The sequence below is a fragment of the Flavobacterium limnosediminis JC2902 genome, assembly GCF_000498535.1.
Taxonomy (GTDB): Bacteria; Bacteroidota; Bacteroidia; order Flavobacteriales; family Flavobacteriaceae; genus Flavobacterium; species Flavobacterium limnosediminis.
Window position 1 is genome coordinate 30,360 of record NZ_AVGG01000002.1, and the last position, 17,454, is coordinate 47,813.

General features: G+C 39.6%; 18 protein-coding genes. 9 read left to right on the forward strand and 9 right to left on the reverse strand.

Annotated elements, in window-relative coordinates:
• Positions 1–136 precede the first annotated feature (136 nt).
• The 8 genes from FLJC2902T_RS02895 to FLJC2902T_RS02930 all read left to right on the forward strand — a co-directional run bounded on the left by FLJC2902T_RS02895 (position 137) and on the right by FLJC2902T_RS02930 (position 6,889).
• A complete protein-coding gene (locus FLJC2902T_RS02895) occupies positions 137–634 on the forward strand; it encodes a c-type cytochrome (RefSeq protein ID WP_023578285.1) in 498 nt (165 codons plus the stop codon).
• Positions 635–696: 62 nt separating this feature from the next.
• Entirely contained in the window at positions 697–2,673 is a 1,977-nt protein-coding gene (gene nosZ, locus FLJC2902T_RS02900) for a Sec-dependent nitrous-oxide reductase (protein WP_023578286.1), read from the forward strand.
• 55 nt (positions 2,674–2,728) lie between these two features.
• Positions 2,729–3,316 (forward strand): hypothetical protein, encoded by a 588-nt coding sequence (locus tag FLJC2902T_RS16410; protein WP_023578287.1) that lies wholly within the window; start codon positions 2,729–2,731, stop codon positions 3,314–3,316.
• Between the two features lie 9 nt (positions 3,317–3,325).
• On the forward strand, positions 3,326–3,757 hold the full coding sequence (locus FLJC2902T_RS16415) for a nitrous oxide reductase accessory protein NosL (RefSeq protein WP_211233875.1): 432 nt from the start codon (positions 3,326–3,328) through the stop codon (positions 3,755–3,757).
• On the forward strand, positions 3,754–4,986 hold the full coding sequence (locus FLJC2902T_RS02915; protein ID WP_035676959.1) for a nitrous oxide reductase family maturation protein NosD: 1,233 nt from the start codon (positions 3,754–3,756) through the stop codon (positions 4,984–4,986). The genes FLJC2902T_RS16415 and FLJC2902T_RS02915 overlap by 4 nt, the downstream gene beginning before the upstream one ends.
• Positions 4,983–5,705 (forward strand): ABC transporter ATP-binding protein, encoded by a 723-nt coding sequence (locus FLJC2902T_RS02920; protein WP_035676961.1) that lies wholly within the window; start codon positions 4,983–4,985, stop codon positions 5,703–5,705. Before FLJC2902T_RS02915 ends, FLJC2902T_RS02920 begins: the two co-directional genes overlap by 4 nt.
• Complete coding sequence (locus FLJC2902T_RS02925) at positions 5,689–6,456, forward strand: ABC transporter permease subunit (RefSeq protein WP_035676962.1); 768 nt, start codon at positions 5,689–5,691, stop codon at positions 6,454–6,456. Before FLJC2902T_RS02920 ends, FLJC2902T_RS02925 begins: the two co-directional genes overlap by 17 nt.
• A gap of 55 nt (positions 6,457–6,511) precedes the next feature.
• A complete protein-coding gene (locus tag FLJC2902T_RS02930) occupies positions 6,512–6,889 on the forward strand; it encodes a group III truncated hemoglobin (RefSeq protein WP_035676964.1) in 378 nt (125 codons plus the stop codon).
• 106 nt (positions 6,890–6,995) lie between these two features.
• On the opposite strand, the gene FLJC2902T_RS02935 is transcribed toward FLJC2902T_RS02930, so the two are convergent.
• From FLJC2902T_RS02935 to FLJC2902T_RS02970, 8 genes are all read right to left on the reverse strand, one after another.
• The gene (locus FLJC2902T_RS02935) at positions 6,996–7,550 is read right to left on the reverse strand and encodes a fasciclin domain-containing protein (protein ID WP_023578292.1); all 555 of its coding nucleotides are present in this window, start codon (positions 7,548–7,550) and stop codon (positions 6,996–6,998) included.
• Positions 7,551–7,642: 92 nt separating this feature from the next.
• Positions 7,643–8,857 carry a hypothetical protein gene (locus FLJC2902T_RS02940; protein ID WP_081712527.1) on the reverse strand — a complete coding sequence of 405 codons (1,215 nt, stop codon included), beginning with the start codon at positions 8,855–8,857 and terminating at the stop codon, positions 7,643–7,645.
• Positions 8,857–9,444 carry a Crp/Fnr family transcriptional regulator gene (locus FLJC2902T_RS02945; protein ID WP_035676965.1) on the reverse strand — a complete coding sequence of 196 codons (588 nt, stop codon included), beginning with the start codon at positions 9,442–9,444 and terminating at the stop codon, positions 8,857–8,859. Before FLJC2902T_RS02945 ends, FLJC2902T_RS02940 begins: the two co-directional genes overlap by 1 nt.
• A 190-nt stretch (positions 9,445–9,634) precedes the next feature.
• Positions 9,635–10,708, reverse strand: a complete 1,074-nt coding sequence (locus FLJC2902T_RS02950) for an FUSC family protein (RefSeq protein WP_023578295.1) — start codon at positions 10,706–10,708, stop codon at positions 9,635–9,637.
• Positions 10,709–10,728: 20 nt separating this feature from the next.
• A complete protein-coding gene (gene nadB, locus FLJC2902T_RS02955) occupies positions 10,729–12,264 on the reverse strand; it encodes an L-aspartate oxidase (protein ID WP_023578296.1) in 1,536 nt (511 codons plus the stop codon).
• Position 12,265: 1 nt separating this feature from the next.
• Positions 12,266–13,195, reverse strand: a complete 930-nt coding sequence (nadA, locus tag FLJC2902T_RS02960; protein WP_035676968.1) for a quinolinate synthase NadA — start codon at positions 13,193–13,195, stop codon at positions 12,266–12,268.
• Positions 13,192–14,535 (reverse strand): cbb3-type cytochrome c oxidase subunit I, encoded by a 1,344-nt coding sequence (locus FLJC2902T_RS02965; protein WP_023578298.1) that lies wholly within the window; start codon positions 14,533–14,535, stop codon positions 13,192–13,194. Before FLJC2902T_RS02965 ends, nadA begins: the two co-directional genes overlap by 4 nt.
• Complete coding sequence (locus tag FLJC2902T_RS02970) at positions 14,525–14,959, reverse strand: c-type cytochrome (RefSeq protein WP_051364229.1); 435 nt, start codon at positions 14,957–14,959, stop codon at positions 14,525–14,527. The genes FLJC2902T_RS02965 and FLJC2902T_RS02970 overlap by 11 nt, the downstream gene beginning before the upstream one ends.
• A 113-nt stretch (positions 14,960–15,072) precedes the next feature.
• On the opposite strand from FLJC2902T_RS02970, the gene FLJC2902T_RS02975 reads away from it, so the two are divergent.
• The gene (locus FLJC2902T_RS02975; protein ID WP_023578299.1) at positions 15,073–16,890 is read left to right on the forward strand and encodes a hypothetical protein; all 1,818 of its coding nucleotides are present in this window, start codon (positions 15,073–15,075) and stop codon (positions 16,888–16,890) included.
• A gap of 58 nt (positions 16,891–16,948) precedes the next feature.
• On the opposite strand, the gene FLJC2902T_RS02980 is transcribed toward FLJC2902T_RS02975, so the two are convergent.
• Positions 16,949–17,383 carry an RrF2 family transcriptional regulator gene (locus FLJC2902T_RS02980; RefSeq protein ID WP_023578300.1) on the reverse strand — a complete coding sequence of 145 codons (435 nt, stop codon included), beginning with the start codon at positions 17,381–17,383 and terminating at the stop codon, positions 16,949–16,951.
• Between the last annotated feature and the right edge of the window lie 71 nt (positions 17,384–17,454).

Below are 17,454 nucleotides of genomic sequence, written 5' to 3' on the forward strand. Positions count from 1 at the left end.
CTTATTTTAATAAATTTCAAATAATTTTAGAATTTTACTTAGTTATTAATAACAAATCTGTCTTTTTTATGATTGCAATCATAAAATTTTAATATACGGATTCGTACATTTGAAGAAACCTTAAAATATTCAGAACATGAACAAGTTTTCAATTTTCGCCATCATTATCATCTTTTTCGCCTCATGTGGCGGAGATAAATCAAAAACAGAACAAGACAATTCACAACCTGTTACTGAAGAAACGGATGCCGCAGCTACAGATGCCGCAGCTACAGATCCTTCAACTTACGACCCAAAAAGAGGTGAAGGAAAATACTCTACTGTAGAATTGGGCGCTTCATTGGATCAGGCCCTGGCCACAAAAGGAGAAGAAGTTGCCGGTGTAAAGTGTACTTCATGCCACAAAATGACAGACGAAAAATTAGTCGGTCCGGGATGGAAAGGTGTAACCGAAAGAAGAAAACCGGAATGGATCATGAACTTTATCACCAATCCGGATCCGATGATTGATAAAGATCCTGAAGTACAGGCACAATTGGAGATATGTCTGGTAAGAATGCCAAACCAAGGTCTTTCCGATGATGAAGCCAGAAACATATTGGAATACATGCGCAAAAACGATGGCGTAAAATAAACTCAACACAATCCCAATCCGTTTCCGCAGATTGGGATATTTTTAATCTAATCTTGTGAAAAATGAAAAATAAATTTGTAAAAGCAGTTGCTGTAATTGCTTTAGGAAGCGCCTTTATGACTTCCTGTAAACCAAAAAGCTCCGGAGATGCCGTAAGTGGCGATGCCGCACAAAAAGCATATGTTGCCCCCGGTAAATACGATGAATTCTACAATTTCGTTTCCGGAGGTTTCAGTGGTCAGCTAAGCGTTTACGGACTTCCCAGCGGAAGATTGTTTCGTGTAATACCCGTTTTTTCGGTTGATCCGGAAAAAGGCTGGGGATACAGTGAGGAAACAAAGCCTATGCTTAACACTTCTCAGGGATTCGTACCATGGGATGATTTGCATCACACGGAAATGTCTCAAACCAATGGTGAGGTGGACGGACGCTGGGTATTTGGTAATGCGAACAACACGCCCCGTATTGCTCGTATCGATTTGAAAACATTCAAAACGGCTGAAATTATCGAATTACCAAACAGTGGCGGTAATCACTCCTCTCCTTTTATTACCGAAAACACGGAATATGTAGTAGCAGGAACGCGTTTCAGTGTACCGGCCGACTATTCAAACGGAGATGTGGCAATCAACACTTATAAAGAAAACTTTAAGGGACACATCAGTTTCGTTAAAGTTGGAAAAGAAGGTGAAATGGATTTGGCATTCCAAATCGTAACGCCGGGTGTCAACTTTGACCTTTCCCATGCCGGAAAAGGAAAATCACACGGATGGTTCTTCTTCTCCTGCTACAACACAGAACAGGCAAATACACTGTTAGAAGTTAATGCTTCCCAAAAAGACAAAGACTTTATCATGGCGGTGAACTGGAAAAAAGCCGAAGAATACATTAAAGCCGGCAAAGGAAAAAAACAGTCCGTAAAATATGCTCATAACAAATGGGATGAAAAAACACATACTGCAAAATCGGAAATCAAAACAGAAGTATTGGTTTTGGATTCTGCCGAGTTAAAAGACATTTGTTACATGATTCCGTGTCCGAAATCCCCTCACGGTTGTGATGTAGACCCAAGTGGTGAATACATTGTCGGTTCCGGGAAACTGGCTGCCTTAATTCCTGTATTCAGTTTTGACAAATTACAATCCGCAATCGCAAAAAAACAATTTGAAGGCGATTACGGCGGAATTCCTGTAGTAAAATATGAGGCTGCGCTTCACGGAGAGGTAAAAAAACCGGGATTAGGTCCGTTACACACCGAGTTTGACGGAAAAGGAAATGCCTATACAACCTTCTTCGTTTCTTCTGAAGTGGTGAAATGGGATATCAAATCGTTAAAAGTATTAGACCGCGTACCTACTTACTATTCTGTAGGACATCTTTGTATCCCGGGCGGAGACAGTAAAAAGCCTTTCGGAAAATACCTGATCGCATACAACAAAATCACAAAAGACAGATATCTGCCTACAGGACCGGAATTAGCACAAAGTGCCCAAATTTATGATATCAGCGGTGACAAAATGAAAATGATCCTGGATTTCCCTACCATTGGAGAACCTCATTATGCTCAGGCAGCACCAGCCGATCTGATTAGAAATAACGGACAGCTGAAGTTCTATAAAATTGGAGAAAACAATCACCCTTATGTTACCAAAGGAGAAAAAGAATCCAAAGTAGTAAGAGAAGGCAACAAAGTACACGTTTACATGACATCCATCCGATCCCACTTTGCTCCGGATAATATTGAAGGTATCAAACTGGGTGATGAAGTCTATTTCCACGTAACCAACCTTGAACAGGATTGGGATGTTCCGCACGGATTTGCAATTAAAGGTGCCGATAACGGAGAATTACTCATCATGCCGGGTGAAACTACAACGTTGAAATGGGTTCCTAAGAAAGTCGGAATGTATCCAATGTACTGTACCGATTTCTGTAGTGCCCTACACCAGGAAATGTCGGGTTATGTTCGCGTTTCCCCTGCCGGAAGCAATGTACCGATTACCTATAGTGTAGGTACGAATTTGCCGGCTACCAAATAACTTTAACATCAAAAAGGGGCAACAGATAATTGCCCCTTTTTTTAAATCATTCATCATGACATCAGCAAAAATTTCCTTGTTATCAAAAGTGCTGCTTTTGCTAATTACAGCTTTGTTTATAGGATCATTATTTGTTCCGATGTGGCAAATTGAATTGAATGCCCCTCAATATCCGGAAGGATTGGTTTTGAAATTGCATGCAAATAAAATAGGCGGAGATGTCGATATCATCAATGGGCTTAACCACTATATCGGAATGGCCACATTACACACGGAAAATTTTATCGAATTCAAAATACTGCCTTACATAATAGGCGGATTGGGAGCAATTTCCTTACTTATTATTTTCATTGCAAAACGAAAAGCAGTATTGTTTTTTTTCATAACTTACATCGCATTCGTAGTTCTGGCAGGTGTCGATTTTTACCGTTGGAATTATGAATACGGACACAATCTCGATCCGAATGCTGCCATAAAAGTACCGGGTATGGCTTATCAGCCACCGCTTTTGGGCTACAAACAATTGTTGAATTTCGGAGCTTATTCTATTCCTGACACCGGAGGCTGGATGCTTACCGCCGCGGGACTGTTACTGTTAACAGTTGTTATAAAGGAGTATGATTTGTTTAAGAAAAAAAAATAAATGCCATATATGAAAAGAGTCGTATTTGTTCTGCTTACAATATGCGTTTTGAATTCCTGTAATTCAAACGAACCAAAACCCATAAAACTAAATTCGGACAGTTGTGATAATTGTAAAATGACCATATCCAACGGTAAATTCGGAGCCGAATTAATTACAGAAAAAGGGCGACACTACAAATTTGATGATATTGCCTGTATGGTAAAATTCGCCAAATCGGGAACTACCGTTTCAACAAAGGCGTTCTATGTAAATGACTACCTTCAGGATAACACATTAATTGATGCCAAAAAAGCGTTCTATTTAAAAGACGGAAGCATCAATAGCCCCATGAGAGGAAACAGAGCTGCTTTTTCCACCCAACAGGAAGCGGAACAATACAAAACCAAACTAAATGCTGCTCCATCATCATGGGATGAAATTTTTAATTCATTTCAATGAAAATCATCTTACTAGCATATTTCCTTTCCCTTTCAGTATTGTGCGAGGCCAGAATTATATTGGTTGGAAAAAATCTGCCTTTAAAAACCATCAAAGCGGCTATTGCACAATCAACGGATGGGGACACCATCATTGTAAGCAACGGCATCTATAAGGAAGGGAGAATTTTAATCAACAAAAAAATTGTCCTGATAGGAAAAAATTTCCCGGTTCTCGACGGTCAAAACAAATCGGAAGTCCTGTCTGTAAACGCAGACAATGTTGTAGTTAAAGGTTTTAAAATCATCAATTCAGGACACGCCGCCTTGGAAGATCCTTGCGGAATCAGAGTTTATGATAAAAGCAATGTTATCATTGAAAACAATATCCTGGACAATAATTTCTTTGGCATATACATTCAGAACAGCAAGAACTGCATTATAAAGAACAACACGGTAAAAGCCTACGGTGAAGAAGAACAACTGATAGGAAACGGAATACATTGCTGGAAAAGTGAAAACCTGCAAATTATCGCCAACAAAATATCCGGTCATCGCGATGGGATTTATTTTGAATTTGTGACCAATTCGGTTATTTGGCGAAACGTTTCTTCTGGTAACGTTCGGTACGGATTGCATTTTATGTTTTCCAATGACGATGCTTATATAACGAATATTTTTAAAAATAATGGTGCAGGTGTTGCTGTTATGTTCACCAAAAACGTAAAAATGTTCAATAATTATTTTGAAGAAAACTGGGGTGATTCCGCCTATGGTTTGCTGCTGAAAGAGATTGCGGACAGCTATATTTTCAACAATCGTTTTTCAAGGAACACCTCTGGGATTTACATGGAAGGAACATCACGCATCAAAGTGGAAAAGAACGTTTTTAAATCTAACGGCTGGGGAATGAAAATTCAGGCAAGTTGCATGGACAATGAAATCGTCAACAACAATTACCTTAAAAACACTTTTGACATCAGTACCAACGGAAGTCTGGTTCTAAATACGTTCAACAGCAACTATTGGGACAAGTACGAAGGGTATGATTTGGACAAAAACGGTATCGGCGATGTTCCGTACCATCCGTTGAGTTTATTTGCGGTTTTAACCGAAACAAATCCGTCCGCCATGTTATTGTACCGAAGTTTCATGATTACGCTTTTAGATAAATCCGAAAAAGTACTACCCAGTATAACGCCGGATAATTTTGTAGATAATACGCCATTAATGAAGTCATTGCCCCTATGATAAACATCAACGATATAAATAAAAAATTCGGAAAGCTGGAAGTGCTTAAAAATGTAAATCTTTCTTGTAATAAAGGGGAATGCATCGCGCTTATAGGTCCGAATGGATGCGGAAAAACGACCCTCATAAAGTCTATTCTGGGAATGGTTCTTCCCGACAAAGGTGTGATTACATTTAACGGAAAATCCATTCATCGGGAATATCTGTACCGTGAAAAAATAGGATATATGCCGCAAATCGGACGTTATCCCGACAATATGAGCATCGGTCAGGTTATCGACATGATTAAACAAATCCGAAACACGAATCAGGAGTTAGATGAAGATCTTCTGAAAGCTTTTGAACTTGAAAAAATGGCCGACAAGAAAATGCGGACTTTATCCGGCGGAACCACGCAAAAAGTGAGTGCTACCCTGGCCTTCTTATTCAATCCCGATGTTTTGATTTTAGACGAACCTACTGCCGGACTTGATCCGTTGGCCGCCGAGATTCTGAAAGACAAAATCATAAAGGAAAAGGAAAAAGGAAAGCTGATTTTAATTACTTCACACCTGCTCAGTGAATTGGACGATTTAATTACCGAGCTTATTTTCATGCAGGAAGGAAAGGTACTTTTCCATAAAAAAATTGCCGAACTGAAAGAGGAAACCCACGAGCATAAAATCTCAAAAGCGATTGCTAAAATTTTAAAGAGAACTAAAGATGAACCGGATAATTAAAATCATTTTACTGGATATTATCAAAAACAAAATCGTATTGGCGTATACGTTTATTTTGGCAATACTGTCCTGGAGTTCGTTTGCTTTGGAAGACAATTCTGCAAAAGGGCTGCTTACCATCCTGAATGTGATTTTATTTACGGTGCCTTTAGTTTCCATACTTTTTTCAACCATTTATCTTTACAACAGTTCTGAATTTATTGAACTTTTATTGAGTCAGCCTGTTAAGCGATTGAAAATATGGCTCAGTTTATTCACCGGCTTATCCTCCTCCATGGTTTTTTCCTTTTTTGTGGGAGCGGGAATCCCTTTATTGATCAATTCTCCCGACAACGTTGGCTTTATGATGATAATTGTTGGCTGTTTGATTTCGGTCATTTTTGTGGCGCTGGCTTTTTTGAGTTCCATACTCACGCGCGACAAGGCAAAAGGTATCGGAATCGCTATCATGATTTGGCTGTACTTTGCACTACTGTTTGACGGCATTGTGCTGTTTTTGCTCTTCCAGTTTGCAGACTATCCCATTGAAAATGCAATGATAGGTATCACGGCTTTAAGTCCGATTGACCTGGCACGTATTCAAATATTACTGCATCTTGATGTTTCGGCCATGATGGGGTATACCGGAGCGATTTTTAAAGACTTTTTCGGAACCACAACAGGTTTGATAGTTTCGTTCCTTTTGTTGTGTTTGTGGGCAATTATTCCTTTTTTCATTTCGCTTAAAAAATTCAACCGGAAGGATTTATGATTGCTCAACAAGAATATCTGATTTCTGAAATTTTCTAACCCTTAAACTTTTGAAAATGAAAAAAGACATCAAGAATAGAAAAGACATAGAGAAACTGGTGGATGCTTTTTATGAAAAAGTAAAAACGGATACCGAAATAGGGTATTTATTTAACGATGTGGCACAGGTAAACTGGGATGATCATTTGCCAAAGATGTATGATTTTTGGGAAAACATCCTTTTTTGCAACGGAAATTATAACGGAAACCCAATGGTTGTACATAAAGAACTGCATCAGAAAAGCACAATGACGCAACACCATTTCCACCATTGGACAACCTTGTTTAAAGCTACTGTAGATGAATTATTTGCGGGCAAAAAGTCAGAAGAAATCAAAGAACGGGCTTTTAACATAGCCTATGCTTTGATGGCAAAAACACTTTATCAGTACTGAAACCGTTATCAGCCAAAAAATAAAAAAAGCGTTAATTTTAGAACTAACGCTTTTTTTTATTGGAAACAGATCCGATAAGGAAAACCGAATCAATTTTCTTTTAAAATTATTTTGGTAAAAGAACATCTCCGATTACATGGATTATTCCGTTAGAAGTTTCAATGGAAGCCACAATTTCAGAACCGTTCACATACGTTTTACCGTCTTTTTTTGTGATTTTAACTTTTTGAGGATTGACCATTTCGAATTCCTGACCATCCTGCATGTAGTCGGTTTTTAAAACCCCAACATAGGTGTGGTATTCCAAAATGGATTTCAGATCTTCTTTCTTCTCCGGTTTCAGCAATCCTTCCACTGTCCCGGCCGGCAATTTATCAAAAGCCGCATTGGTGGGAGCAAAAACGGTAAACGGACCGGCATTACTCAACGCATCGACTAATCCTGCCGCTTTAACGGCGGTTACCAAAGTAGAATGATCTTTACTTGCGGAAGCGGTTTGAACAATATTAGGACTTGAAGTCTCATCCACAACTCCGGATTGCCCTACGCTTTCTGTGGCCGTTGCAGACTCCGTAGCATCAGGAGCGGCTTCCTCGGTTTTTTTACATCCAAAGATTGCTAATGTACTCACCAATAAAAATATTTTAATTGATTTTTTCATAATGAACAGTTTTTAAATTTCAGATTATCTACCGCAATTTATAACCTATTTCACAATTATTTTATGAGTGCAATCATAAGAACATCAGTTTTTTAACTTTTTTTAAAAGAATCATACAACAAAAACCCACTACCCGTTACCAACACCAAGGCTACTCCAAAAAGAGACTCATTAACATAAGGAATCAGTGTATAACTGAAAGAAGCTATTCCCTGTACTGCCAATATAATTTCATTTAATAACACCCCGACTGAGAAAAGTAGCAATCCGAAGGTAGCTTTCCCAAATCGCGAAAAAAATGAGAACACATGAATGCGAAACAGTAAAAACAGCGAAATGACAGCCAATAAGACCAAATGCAGATAAGCAATTACGACCGGGCGGAAACCGAAAGCCAATTTGCTTACAAATGGTACAGTCGATCCCAGCTGGAGCAATAATTTTACACTTAATGCGAATCCGACAAAAAGCAAAACGTACCGCAGGGAAGGACTAAGTTTCATTATTTCATCCGACTTCTTTTTAAGGAGACCGTAAAGAAACCGAAACCAGGCATACACCTGAATTATGGCAGCGGCAACCGTCATCAAATAAAGCCAATCTGGTATTTCCAACCACAAAACTGATAAAAAATAAGCCGGTATACAGGAAATAAAAAACAGCCGGAACGAGGTTGAAAAAAAGACATCTTCCGATTTTTTAAGTTCAAAAAAATCAAAAAACAACCCCATACAAGCAAAGAAAAACCAACCGTTATACTGAAAATGAAGGAAATAATAAATCGAAACCAAATACTCTTTCTGATGGATGTTTTTTGTCGCCATCATGTAAGCCAGGGCAAAAGAGCCTAAAGAGGAAATCACGTTAAAAAAAAGAGCCGCTTTGAACCAATTCTTAAAAAGCCATGTATCATCCACTTTTTTTAAATCCCTGAAAAACAAAACCGCAAAATAATAGGATGTGACTATTGACAGCAGAGAAAAAACAGTGCTGATTAACCCATACCCCTGAACAATGAAAAAAACCAACATCCCATAGGAACAAATCAGATTTAAAATTATGGCTTTTTTATATCCTGACGCATTGAAACCTTCAAGTCTGTTTTGGAGCGTATACACCATCAATACCAGTAAGGTATGACTGATCCATCCGGTAAAAGCAAAATTGGAATGGGAAAGTTGAAGATTTTTTTGATCAAAATACGGAAACTCGAATCCGATTTTATAGCGCATTAACAGCCCCAGCAAGGCCACAAGTAACAGATTCAACAAGGAGAATCTCAGCCAAAATCTGATATCAATCTTCATCAATAATATATCTTATGATTAACGATTTCTATTTTATCGGAATCCTTCATTCGGGAAAAAACCCTGATAACGGTTTCAACGCGTAAACCTGTGAAATTGGCAATTTCCTGCCGTGTAAAAGGAACGAGCATCTTTTCATCGCTTCCGCATTTTTTTTGGGAATTTAAAAAAGCCACTATCCTAAACTCCGGTTTTTGATTGATGATATCTTTTGCCAGTTTCGTTTTCTGGTAAATCCGGTTGGCCAATAAATCCAGGAAATGCTTCTGAATAAACGGGTATTCTTCTAAAACCTTTAAAAAACTATCTTTTGGCAATTTGATTATTTTACAATCCCGGAAAGCTACAGCAGTGGCAGGATAATCCTTCCCAATAAGTAATGGGGGTTCCCCAAAACTTTGTCCGCACCAAAAATAGGCCTGTGTAAATTCTTTCCCTTTATCATTAACATTAAACATCCTGACGCATCCTTCCAGAATCTGGTAATAATAACCAGCCGCAGTATCTTCCTGAAAGATTACTTCATTTTTTTTGTACTCCTTTGTGATTGCTCCCCAGGAGTACAGTAAATCCAAGTCTATCTGCATACTTAACGAATGATTGAATTGTGATTATTCCCTTTTTCTGTTTACAGTTTACTTTAGATACTGCAAAACAAATTCCTTAAATTTACTAAAATTAGTACAAAAACAACCAAAAAAGACAAAATTGTTTCCACCGTTATCATGTCAAAATGTTTTACAGCCAAATACACTCTTACCGATTAATACATGATACTTATTTTCGGTAAATGGCAATCCGGGTTTTCCGGATCCGGCGTTCCGATTGGTCACGAAGATACTGATGATGCAATATCCAACCCGCAACGGCGCCAATGATGCTTCCGATAATGATATCCAAGAAACGCGTAGCAATCAATACGTTGGGGTCAATTTTCAATGCACTGCCAACATCAGCCAAAAAGATGGTCAGCGGAGTCATGAATACGATTGCCATGGCATACTGTCTTACGATTAATGTTTCCACGACAAACTGAAGCACCATGATACTGAAGCAAATCCAGAATAAATTCAAATCAAACTCAAGCAGTCCCCAGGTAAGTGAAAGACCGACAAAAGTTCCTAAAATTCGCTGAAAAGTTCTTCTCCAAACCTGCTGCAACGTAACCCCCTGAATTACCGCAGCACAAGAAATAGGTAACCAATATGGATTGTCCAGTTTTAACAACAGCCCCGTCAGTAAAGAAACCGACATGAAAAAACCGATGACAACGGCCTCAAAAATTGTGGCATAACTGCGCTGAACCACCACCACAAACTCCGATTTAAAAACAGCTCCTTTTGTTATCAGAATACTATAGATGAATGCAATCACACAAGCCAGCATGGTCCCCATCGCAATCAGCCCCACTTTAACGGGTATTCCTTCGGGATCAAAGGGCATGCAACTTGCTATGGAAGCAATCATGATAAAGAAAAAATTACCGGGAGGTTTTAACTGATAAAAACGGGAAACCCAATGCACGAAAGCAGCAAAAATCCCCAACACTATAGAAGAGAGATACGGATTGAAACTGAACAAAACCCCAATGGTAAACGCAAAAACAAATCCGAAGGAACAAGCCAGAATAGTGACCATACGCCGCGCCAACGAACTTGAGGGCAGGTACAAAAAAACCAATCCGCCTATACAAGCCGTTATTCCGTAAGTCGATTTACCCAGATAATAGCCAATAAATAAAGGGATCCCAACACAAAGTGACGCCAAAAACGGGACATGCCACGTCCGTTCGCTTTTTTTGAATTGGAAAAGTGATACGATTTCAGATTGAATTTGTTCGAGTGTAATCATGACTACTCAAAATTACTCTTTTAAGAAACAACACACTGATTAATCTTCAAAAAACCGCCACAATTCTTACTGCGCTGCAAAGACTGTTCTACAATCAGTAAGGCAACCTGAATCATGTTCCTCAACTCGCAGAGAGACGTCGTTATTTTATACTGGTTGTACTTTCCTTCCACTTCTTTTTGCAAAAGCAGCAACCTCTTCTTTGCCGAAACCAAATCGGCATCATTACGGACAATTCCCGCATTTTCACGCATCAGCAATTGAAGCTCTTCTTCAGTTTCTTTTACATAAGCGGGGTCAATTTCCCCTTTTTGTATCGGATTCCATTCTGAAAAATCATGACCTACTGTCAAAGAAATCAGCGAAGTTCCTGAGATATATCTGAAAATCCGATCCGAAAACACCAGTGCCTCCAAAAGCGAGTTGGAAGCCAAACGGTTCGCCCCATGCAATCCGGTTCGGGAACACTCCCCGCAGGCAAAAAGATGCCCGATGGAAGTCTTTCCGTTTTTATCCGCCACAATACCGCCACAAAGATAATGCTGGGCCGGAATCACGGGAATCCAGTCTTTGGCTACATCAATTCCGAGGCTTTTACAGTGACTGAATATCATCGGGAAATGTCGGTTAAAACCATCCGGATCCAGATGCGTGCAATCCAGATAGACGCATTTTTCCTGACTTTCCTTCAATTCTTTATAAATACTTTGCGACACGATATCGCGGGAGGCCAACTCTCCCCTTATATCATAATCAAACATAAATCGATGTCCGGTTTTGTTGCGCAAAAAAGCTCCAAAACCACGAACTGCTTCCGAAATCAGAAAAGTTTCCGCAGACAATTCATCATACAAAGCCGTTGGATGGAACTGGATAAACTCCATATCCTTAATTTTACCTTTGGCTCTGTGGACCATTGCGATTCCGTCTCCCGTTGCAATTTCAGGATTCGTCGTATGTCCATACACTTGCCCGATTCCTCCGGTCGCCAAAACCGTATAACCTGCTTTACAGACTTCAATGGTCCCGTCTTTTTCATTCAGCACATAAACCCCGTAGCATCGGTTGTTCTCTATAATCAAATCAAGCACGAAATGATATTCCAAAAGCGTAATATTCCGGGTTCGGTTCACCTGTTTTAAAATCGCGCGTTCGATTTCAAATCCGGTCTGATCTTTATGATGCACTACCCTGTTTTCGGAATGCCCTCCTTCTTTACCCAAATCGAAACCTCCATCGGTATTTTTATCAAATTTCGCACCCCAGGAAACCAATTCCTTAAAACGTCGCGGACCTTCAGTTACTACCATTTCCACAATTTCCTTGTCGCAGATTCCGTCACCGGCGATCAATGTATCCCGGATATGTTTGTCAAACGAATCTTCGATTTCATCAATGACTACAGCAACACCGCCCTGTGCATATTTCGTATTGGACTCTGCTTCTTCCGATTTTGTGATGACAACCACCCTTCTTTCCGGAAAATGATTGGCGATTTTAAGGGCGAAAGTCAGGCCGGCCACGCCCGAACCGATAATTAAATAATCTGCTCTCATCTTATTTTGATAATTCCAACATTCGTTCAATCGGGACTAATGCCTTTTCCCTGATCGTTTCAGGCACCTTGATTTCCGGAGCTTCTGCGACAAGACAATCGTATACTTTTTGTAACGTATTCAGTTTCATAAAGGCACATTCACTGCAGGCACAGGTATTATTTTCGTTTGACGGAGCCGGAATTAGTATTTTTTCCGGAACTTCTTGTTGCATTTTATACAATATTCCCGCTTCGGTGGCAATAATAAATTTTGACTTATCGCTTCGCTTCACATAGTCAATCATTCCCGCTGTCGAACCGATATATCCGGCGGTTTTTAATATATGTGTTTCCGATTCGGGATGCGCAATGATCTCAGCATCGGGATGTTGTTTGTGTAAAGCGATTAACTTATCCAGCGAAAAAGCTTCATGCACCACGCAGGAACCGTCCCACAACAGCATCTTTCGACCTGTTTTTTCAATAATATATTTGCCCAGATTTTTATCCGGCGCAAAAAGAATCGGCACGTCTTCCGGAATGGATTCCACAATTGCAACCGCATTGGAAGAGGTACAGACGATGTCACTCATCGCTTTAATTTCGGCAGAACAATTTACGTAGGTCACCACCATATGGTCCGCATGTTTCAAGGCAAAAGCACCGAAAAGTTCCGGCGGGCAGGATTCGGCCAGTGAACATCCGGCGTTCAGATCGGGGAGAATCACTTTTTTATTCGGATTAAGTATTTTAGCGGTTTCGGCCATGAAATGTACACCGGCAAAAAGAATGATATCCGCATCCGCTTTTGCGGCTTCCTGTGATAATCCGAGGCTGTCACCCACATAATCGGCTATTTCCTGAATATCGGCTTCCTGATAATAGTGCGCCAAAATCACCGCGTTCTTCTTCTTTTTTAATTCGATTATTTTTTCTTTAAGTTCTTTCATTTCTCAATTTCATTTAATCCCTTTGCGTTGCAGGTTGTTGTGATTGTTTTAAGTACAGGCAGTGTTATAAAAAGTAATCCGATAAAAATTCCGGTTCCGAAAAGTAAAAAAGCGATATAAACCCAATGCGACTGCGACTGCATTTCGGAAAACGGTGTTCCTTTCGAAAAATACATCCAATGGCTTCGCTTTACTCCGGCAACAAGCAGACTCAGCCAGAAAAGCAAAAGTGAAACATTGAAAATGCGGAATCCTTTTTTGGCTGATGAAAGATTGAAATCGGACTGGATCTGATTAACGATAAACAGTACCGAAGCCAATAAGATAGTCGTGTTAATACCGATGGTAGTACCCATAGAATGTGCCACGGTGATATGCGTTCCGTGTGTAAAAAAGTTAACGGCCGGTATGGAAAACAGCAACGCTAAAATCAGGTTCAGAAATACCCATACATCGGCCATAACCAAAAATTTATACGGCAACAGATTTTTGATTTTCGTTTCCTCCGGCAGGGATTTTTTCCATTCATAAATCATGTGGAACAGGATAATCCATTCGGTCATACTGATACCGTAAGCGACATAACGGACCCAAGGGGCAGTCGGAACGATATAAATATGGTGCGCCCATCCGAACATTAAATTGGTCAGTCCCAGAAAATAAAAAAAGAATGCTTTGGGGTTTCTTCCGATGCTGTCATCGCCCTTGATTTTTGCCATCACATAAATCGCCGTCCCGTAAACCAACATGTTCCACGAACCCACAAAAGAACCGCCCGCTTTCCATTGGATGGCTAGCGATTTTATGAAATTGTTTTTAATATCGGGGTGCAGCCACAGATACGCTTCACTTAAATGATAGGTCATAAAAAGGATTCCCGTGCCCCACATCCAGTAATAAACGGGCCAGTTCTTCACCTTGCCCACCATCGTTTTATAATAATTGAAACCGAACAGTAACCAACCGAACAATATCGGCAAAATAAGATACGGTGGAAACTCGAGATATTCCTTTCCGCCGAAATTCCCGGTGTAATAGCTGTAATAGATCATAATTCCGATTACCAGAAAAAGGAAATAATGGATTTTCGATAACCGATCGGAATACAAACGGGGCACATCCGAAATGGATAAATAATAATAGATCCCACCTATGGCGCAAAGAATAATCCAGGCAATAACACTCGTTACATGAAAGGGTCTAAGACTATTGAAAGGCAAAATCGCTTTTATGAAATCCGGAAAAACATATTGCAATCCGGACAGAATTCCGAAGACCATGCCTAGTAATAACGCCAGTAAAGCTGTTCCCAGGTATAATAAGGCTACTTTATTTTTCATCTTTATACTCGATATCAACCCATCCGTTCGATTTGATGGTCGCATTATAATTTGGATAATAGCCGGACTGGTCCACTTCTTTGAGAAATGTTACGAGAGCTTCTTTCTCTGCCTCTGAAAAATGAAATTTGGGCATCGTTTTTACACCACTGTTCAGAAAGGCCTTGATGTATTCCGGGCCTTTATTTTCTGCTGAAAAAACATTTGTCAGATCGGGACCGAGATACCCTCCCAAACCGTATAACTGATGACAGGAAAAACAATTATTCTGTTGCCAGAGTTCCTGTCCTTTCAATGCTGCAGGACTTAATCGAACTTCATAGCTCGAATCGTCATTGGTATAAATCGCAAAATTGTATAAACCAAAAACACTCACCAGAGCCGCCATGCAACCGATATAAACTTGTGTTTTCCTTTGTATCATAATATCTCAAACAATAGAAGACAAAAATATCCTTAATAAAAACAGCTAAGTATGATTTTTATCAGTTTTTAGTAAAATTAGAATCTTAATATTTGTAAATTAAATTCAACACAATGAAAAGCACACTCAAAACCAATAACTTACATACTTTCCACATACCTGTTATGGGATTGGCGTATACCATTGACAGTCCGATTCGCGTGGCACAATACGGAATTTCGTCGGTGATTTCCATCATGGATGATGACCTCATTGAAAAAATGAATGCCTTTTACAGTAAAAAGTTTGATTTGCCGTATCAGGAAATTTCACAGAAAATAAGCGATTACAGGGCAAAACGAATCACATCATACCTGAACACCGTTGATAAAATCGTAAAGGAAAAGTTTGAAAATTTCAAAACAGAACTTTCAGAAAGCAAAACAGCTCTTGAAAATTATATCAATATGCTTCCAAACAAATCTGAAATCAGGAAGGGATTGGAAAATTTCATTCAGGAAGGGTGCATCATCAAAGAAAATATAAAAAATTATCTGGAAAAAAATCTTTATCCTGGGGAAATTGACATCAATATCATGACCAAAGTGGACAAGGACAATTTTGAAAAAAACGTACAACTTCCCGTCGAGTTCAACGATGCCCATGCCGCTTTAAGAGGATTTGCCAACAGTACTTTAACTTCGTCCGTGGTATTATCAGCAGGAATGAATCCAAGGTTGTACAGCTACTTTGAAACTTTTCCCGACTTTTTCCCGGACCAAAATGCAGAACTCAGAAAAAAAATCATCCTAAAAGTAAGCGATTTCCGTTCGGCCATGATTCAGGGGAATTTTTTAGCAAAAAAAGGGCTGTGGGTTTCCGAATACCGTATCGAATCGGGATTAAATTGCGGAGGCCACGCTTTTGCTACGGAGGGGTATTTACTCGGACCGATTCTGGACGAATTCAAACAAAAGAAAGAAAGCCTGATCACTTCGGCTCATGAATTGTTGGTGAAAGCACTTCAAACGAAAAATCTACCAATACCAGAAACGCCGTTAGAGTTAAAAATAACCGTACAGGGCGGTGTGGGCACGGCTGAAGAACATGACTTTTTGCTTGAGCATTACAAGACGGATTCTGTTGGCTGGGGTTCCCCTTTCCTTTTGGTTCCTGAAGCAACCTCATCGGATAACGAAACCCGTGAATTGCTGGCAAAAGCCAAAGAAGAAGATCTTTATCTGAGTCATATTTCACCGTTGGGCATACCGTTTAATACCGTTAAAGGCACGACAAATGAGTTATTGAGAGAGAAACGCATCCTTGAAAACAAGCCAGGAAGTTCCTGTCCGAAAAAATATCTGGCGCTGAGCAAAGAGTACGGCGAAAAAGGAATTTGTACCGCATCCCGAAAATATCAGGAAATGAAACTTTCGGAACTGGAAACCGAAAGAGAAAATCTGCCTGAGGCCGAATTCATCAAAAAACAAAATACAATTACAGAGAAATCCTGTCTTTGCATCGGGTTGGCCAATGCCTCGCTATTGGAAAACGATATCAGAATTAAAGGCGAAACACAAGGCGTTGTGGTATGTCCTGGACCCAACATTGCCTATTTTAACCGTCAATATTCTTTATCGGAAATGGTACAGCACATTTACGGATACAAGTCGGTTTTAAACAACGTAACGCGTCCGAATATCTTCGTAAAGGAACTGTCATTGTACATGAATTACTTTAAAAATGAAGTACAGGAATCGTTGGGCAAAGAAAGTACAGCACAGCTAAAGAAACTGGAGAAATTCAGGGAGAATTTAATATCGGGAATTGATTATTACATGAACCTGTTTGCCCTCGGAAAGTATTTTGAGAACGATACCGAAACCATCCAGAACGAACTTTACAGCTTTAAAGCAGAACTCGAAACCATCGAAATCGGGGAATTGGTCTAATAAGGAGAATTGGTTTAATAAAAAGAAAAGAGGCTTGAAAATTCAGGCCTCTTGTGCTTTAGTATCTTAAAAAAGTATTGCCGGATTTAATACCCAACGCAAGTTCCTCCAAGGTGGTATCTTCGAGCATTGTGGCCAACTCACCCCGTATGGATTTGAATTTTTCGTGAACCGGACAGGGATGGTCTTCGGAACAATCGCTTAATCCCAAACCGCAACCTCTGAAAATAGAATCGCCGTCAATGGCCTCAACGATTTCAACCAGTTTGATTTCTTTCAAGCGGAATTTATCAATACTGAAACCTCCGCCAACACCTTTAGCCGAACTCACGATATTGCAATGCACCAACTTCTGCAATATTTTGGCCGTAAAAGCCACCGGGGAATCAATTTCCTCAGCGATTTCTTTTTGACCTACCCTGTTATTTTTTAAGGATTCAGAAGCAATAAAAATTGTAGCTCTGATTCCGTATTCGCATGCTTTAGAAAACATAGTCACTATTTTTGATTAAATGTTGAATAATCTGCCCGAAAAACACAAATTTTGGTTCTTATTCAAAAACG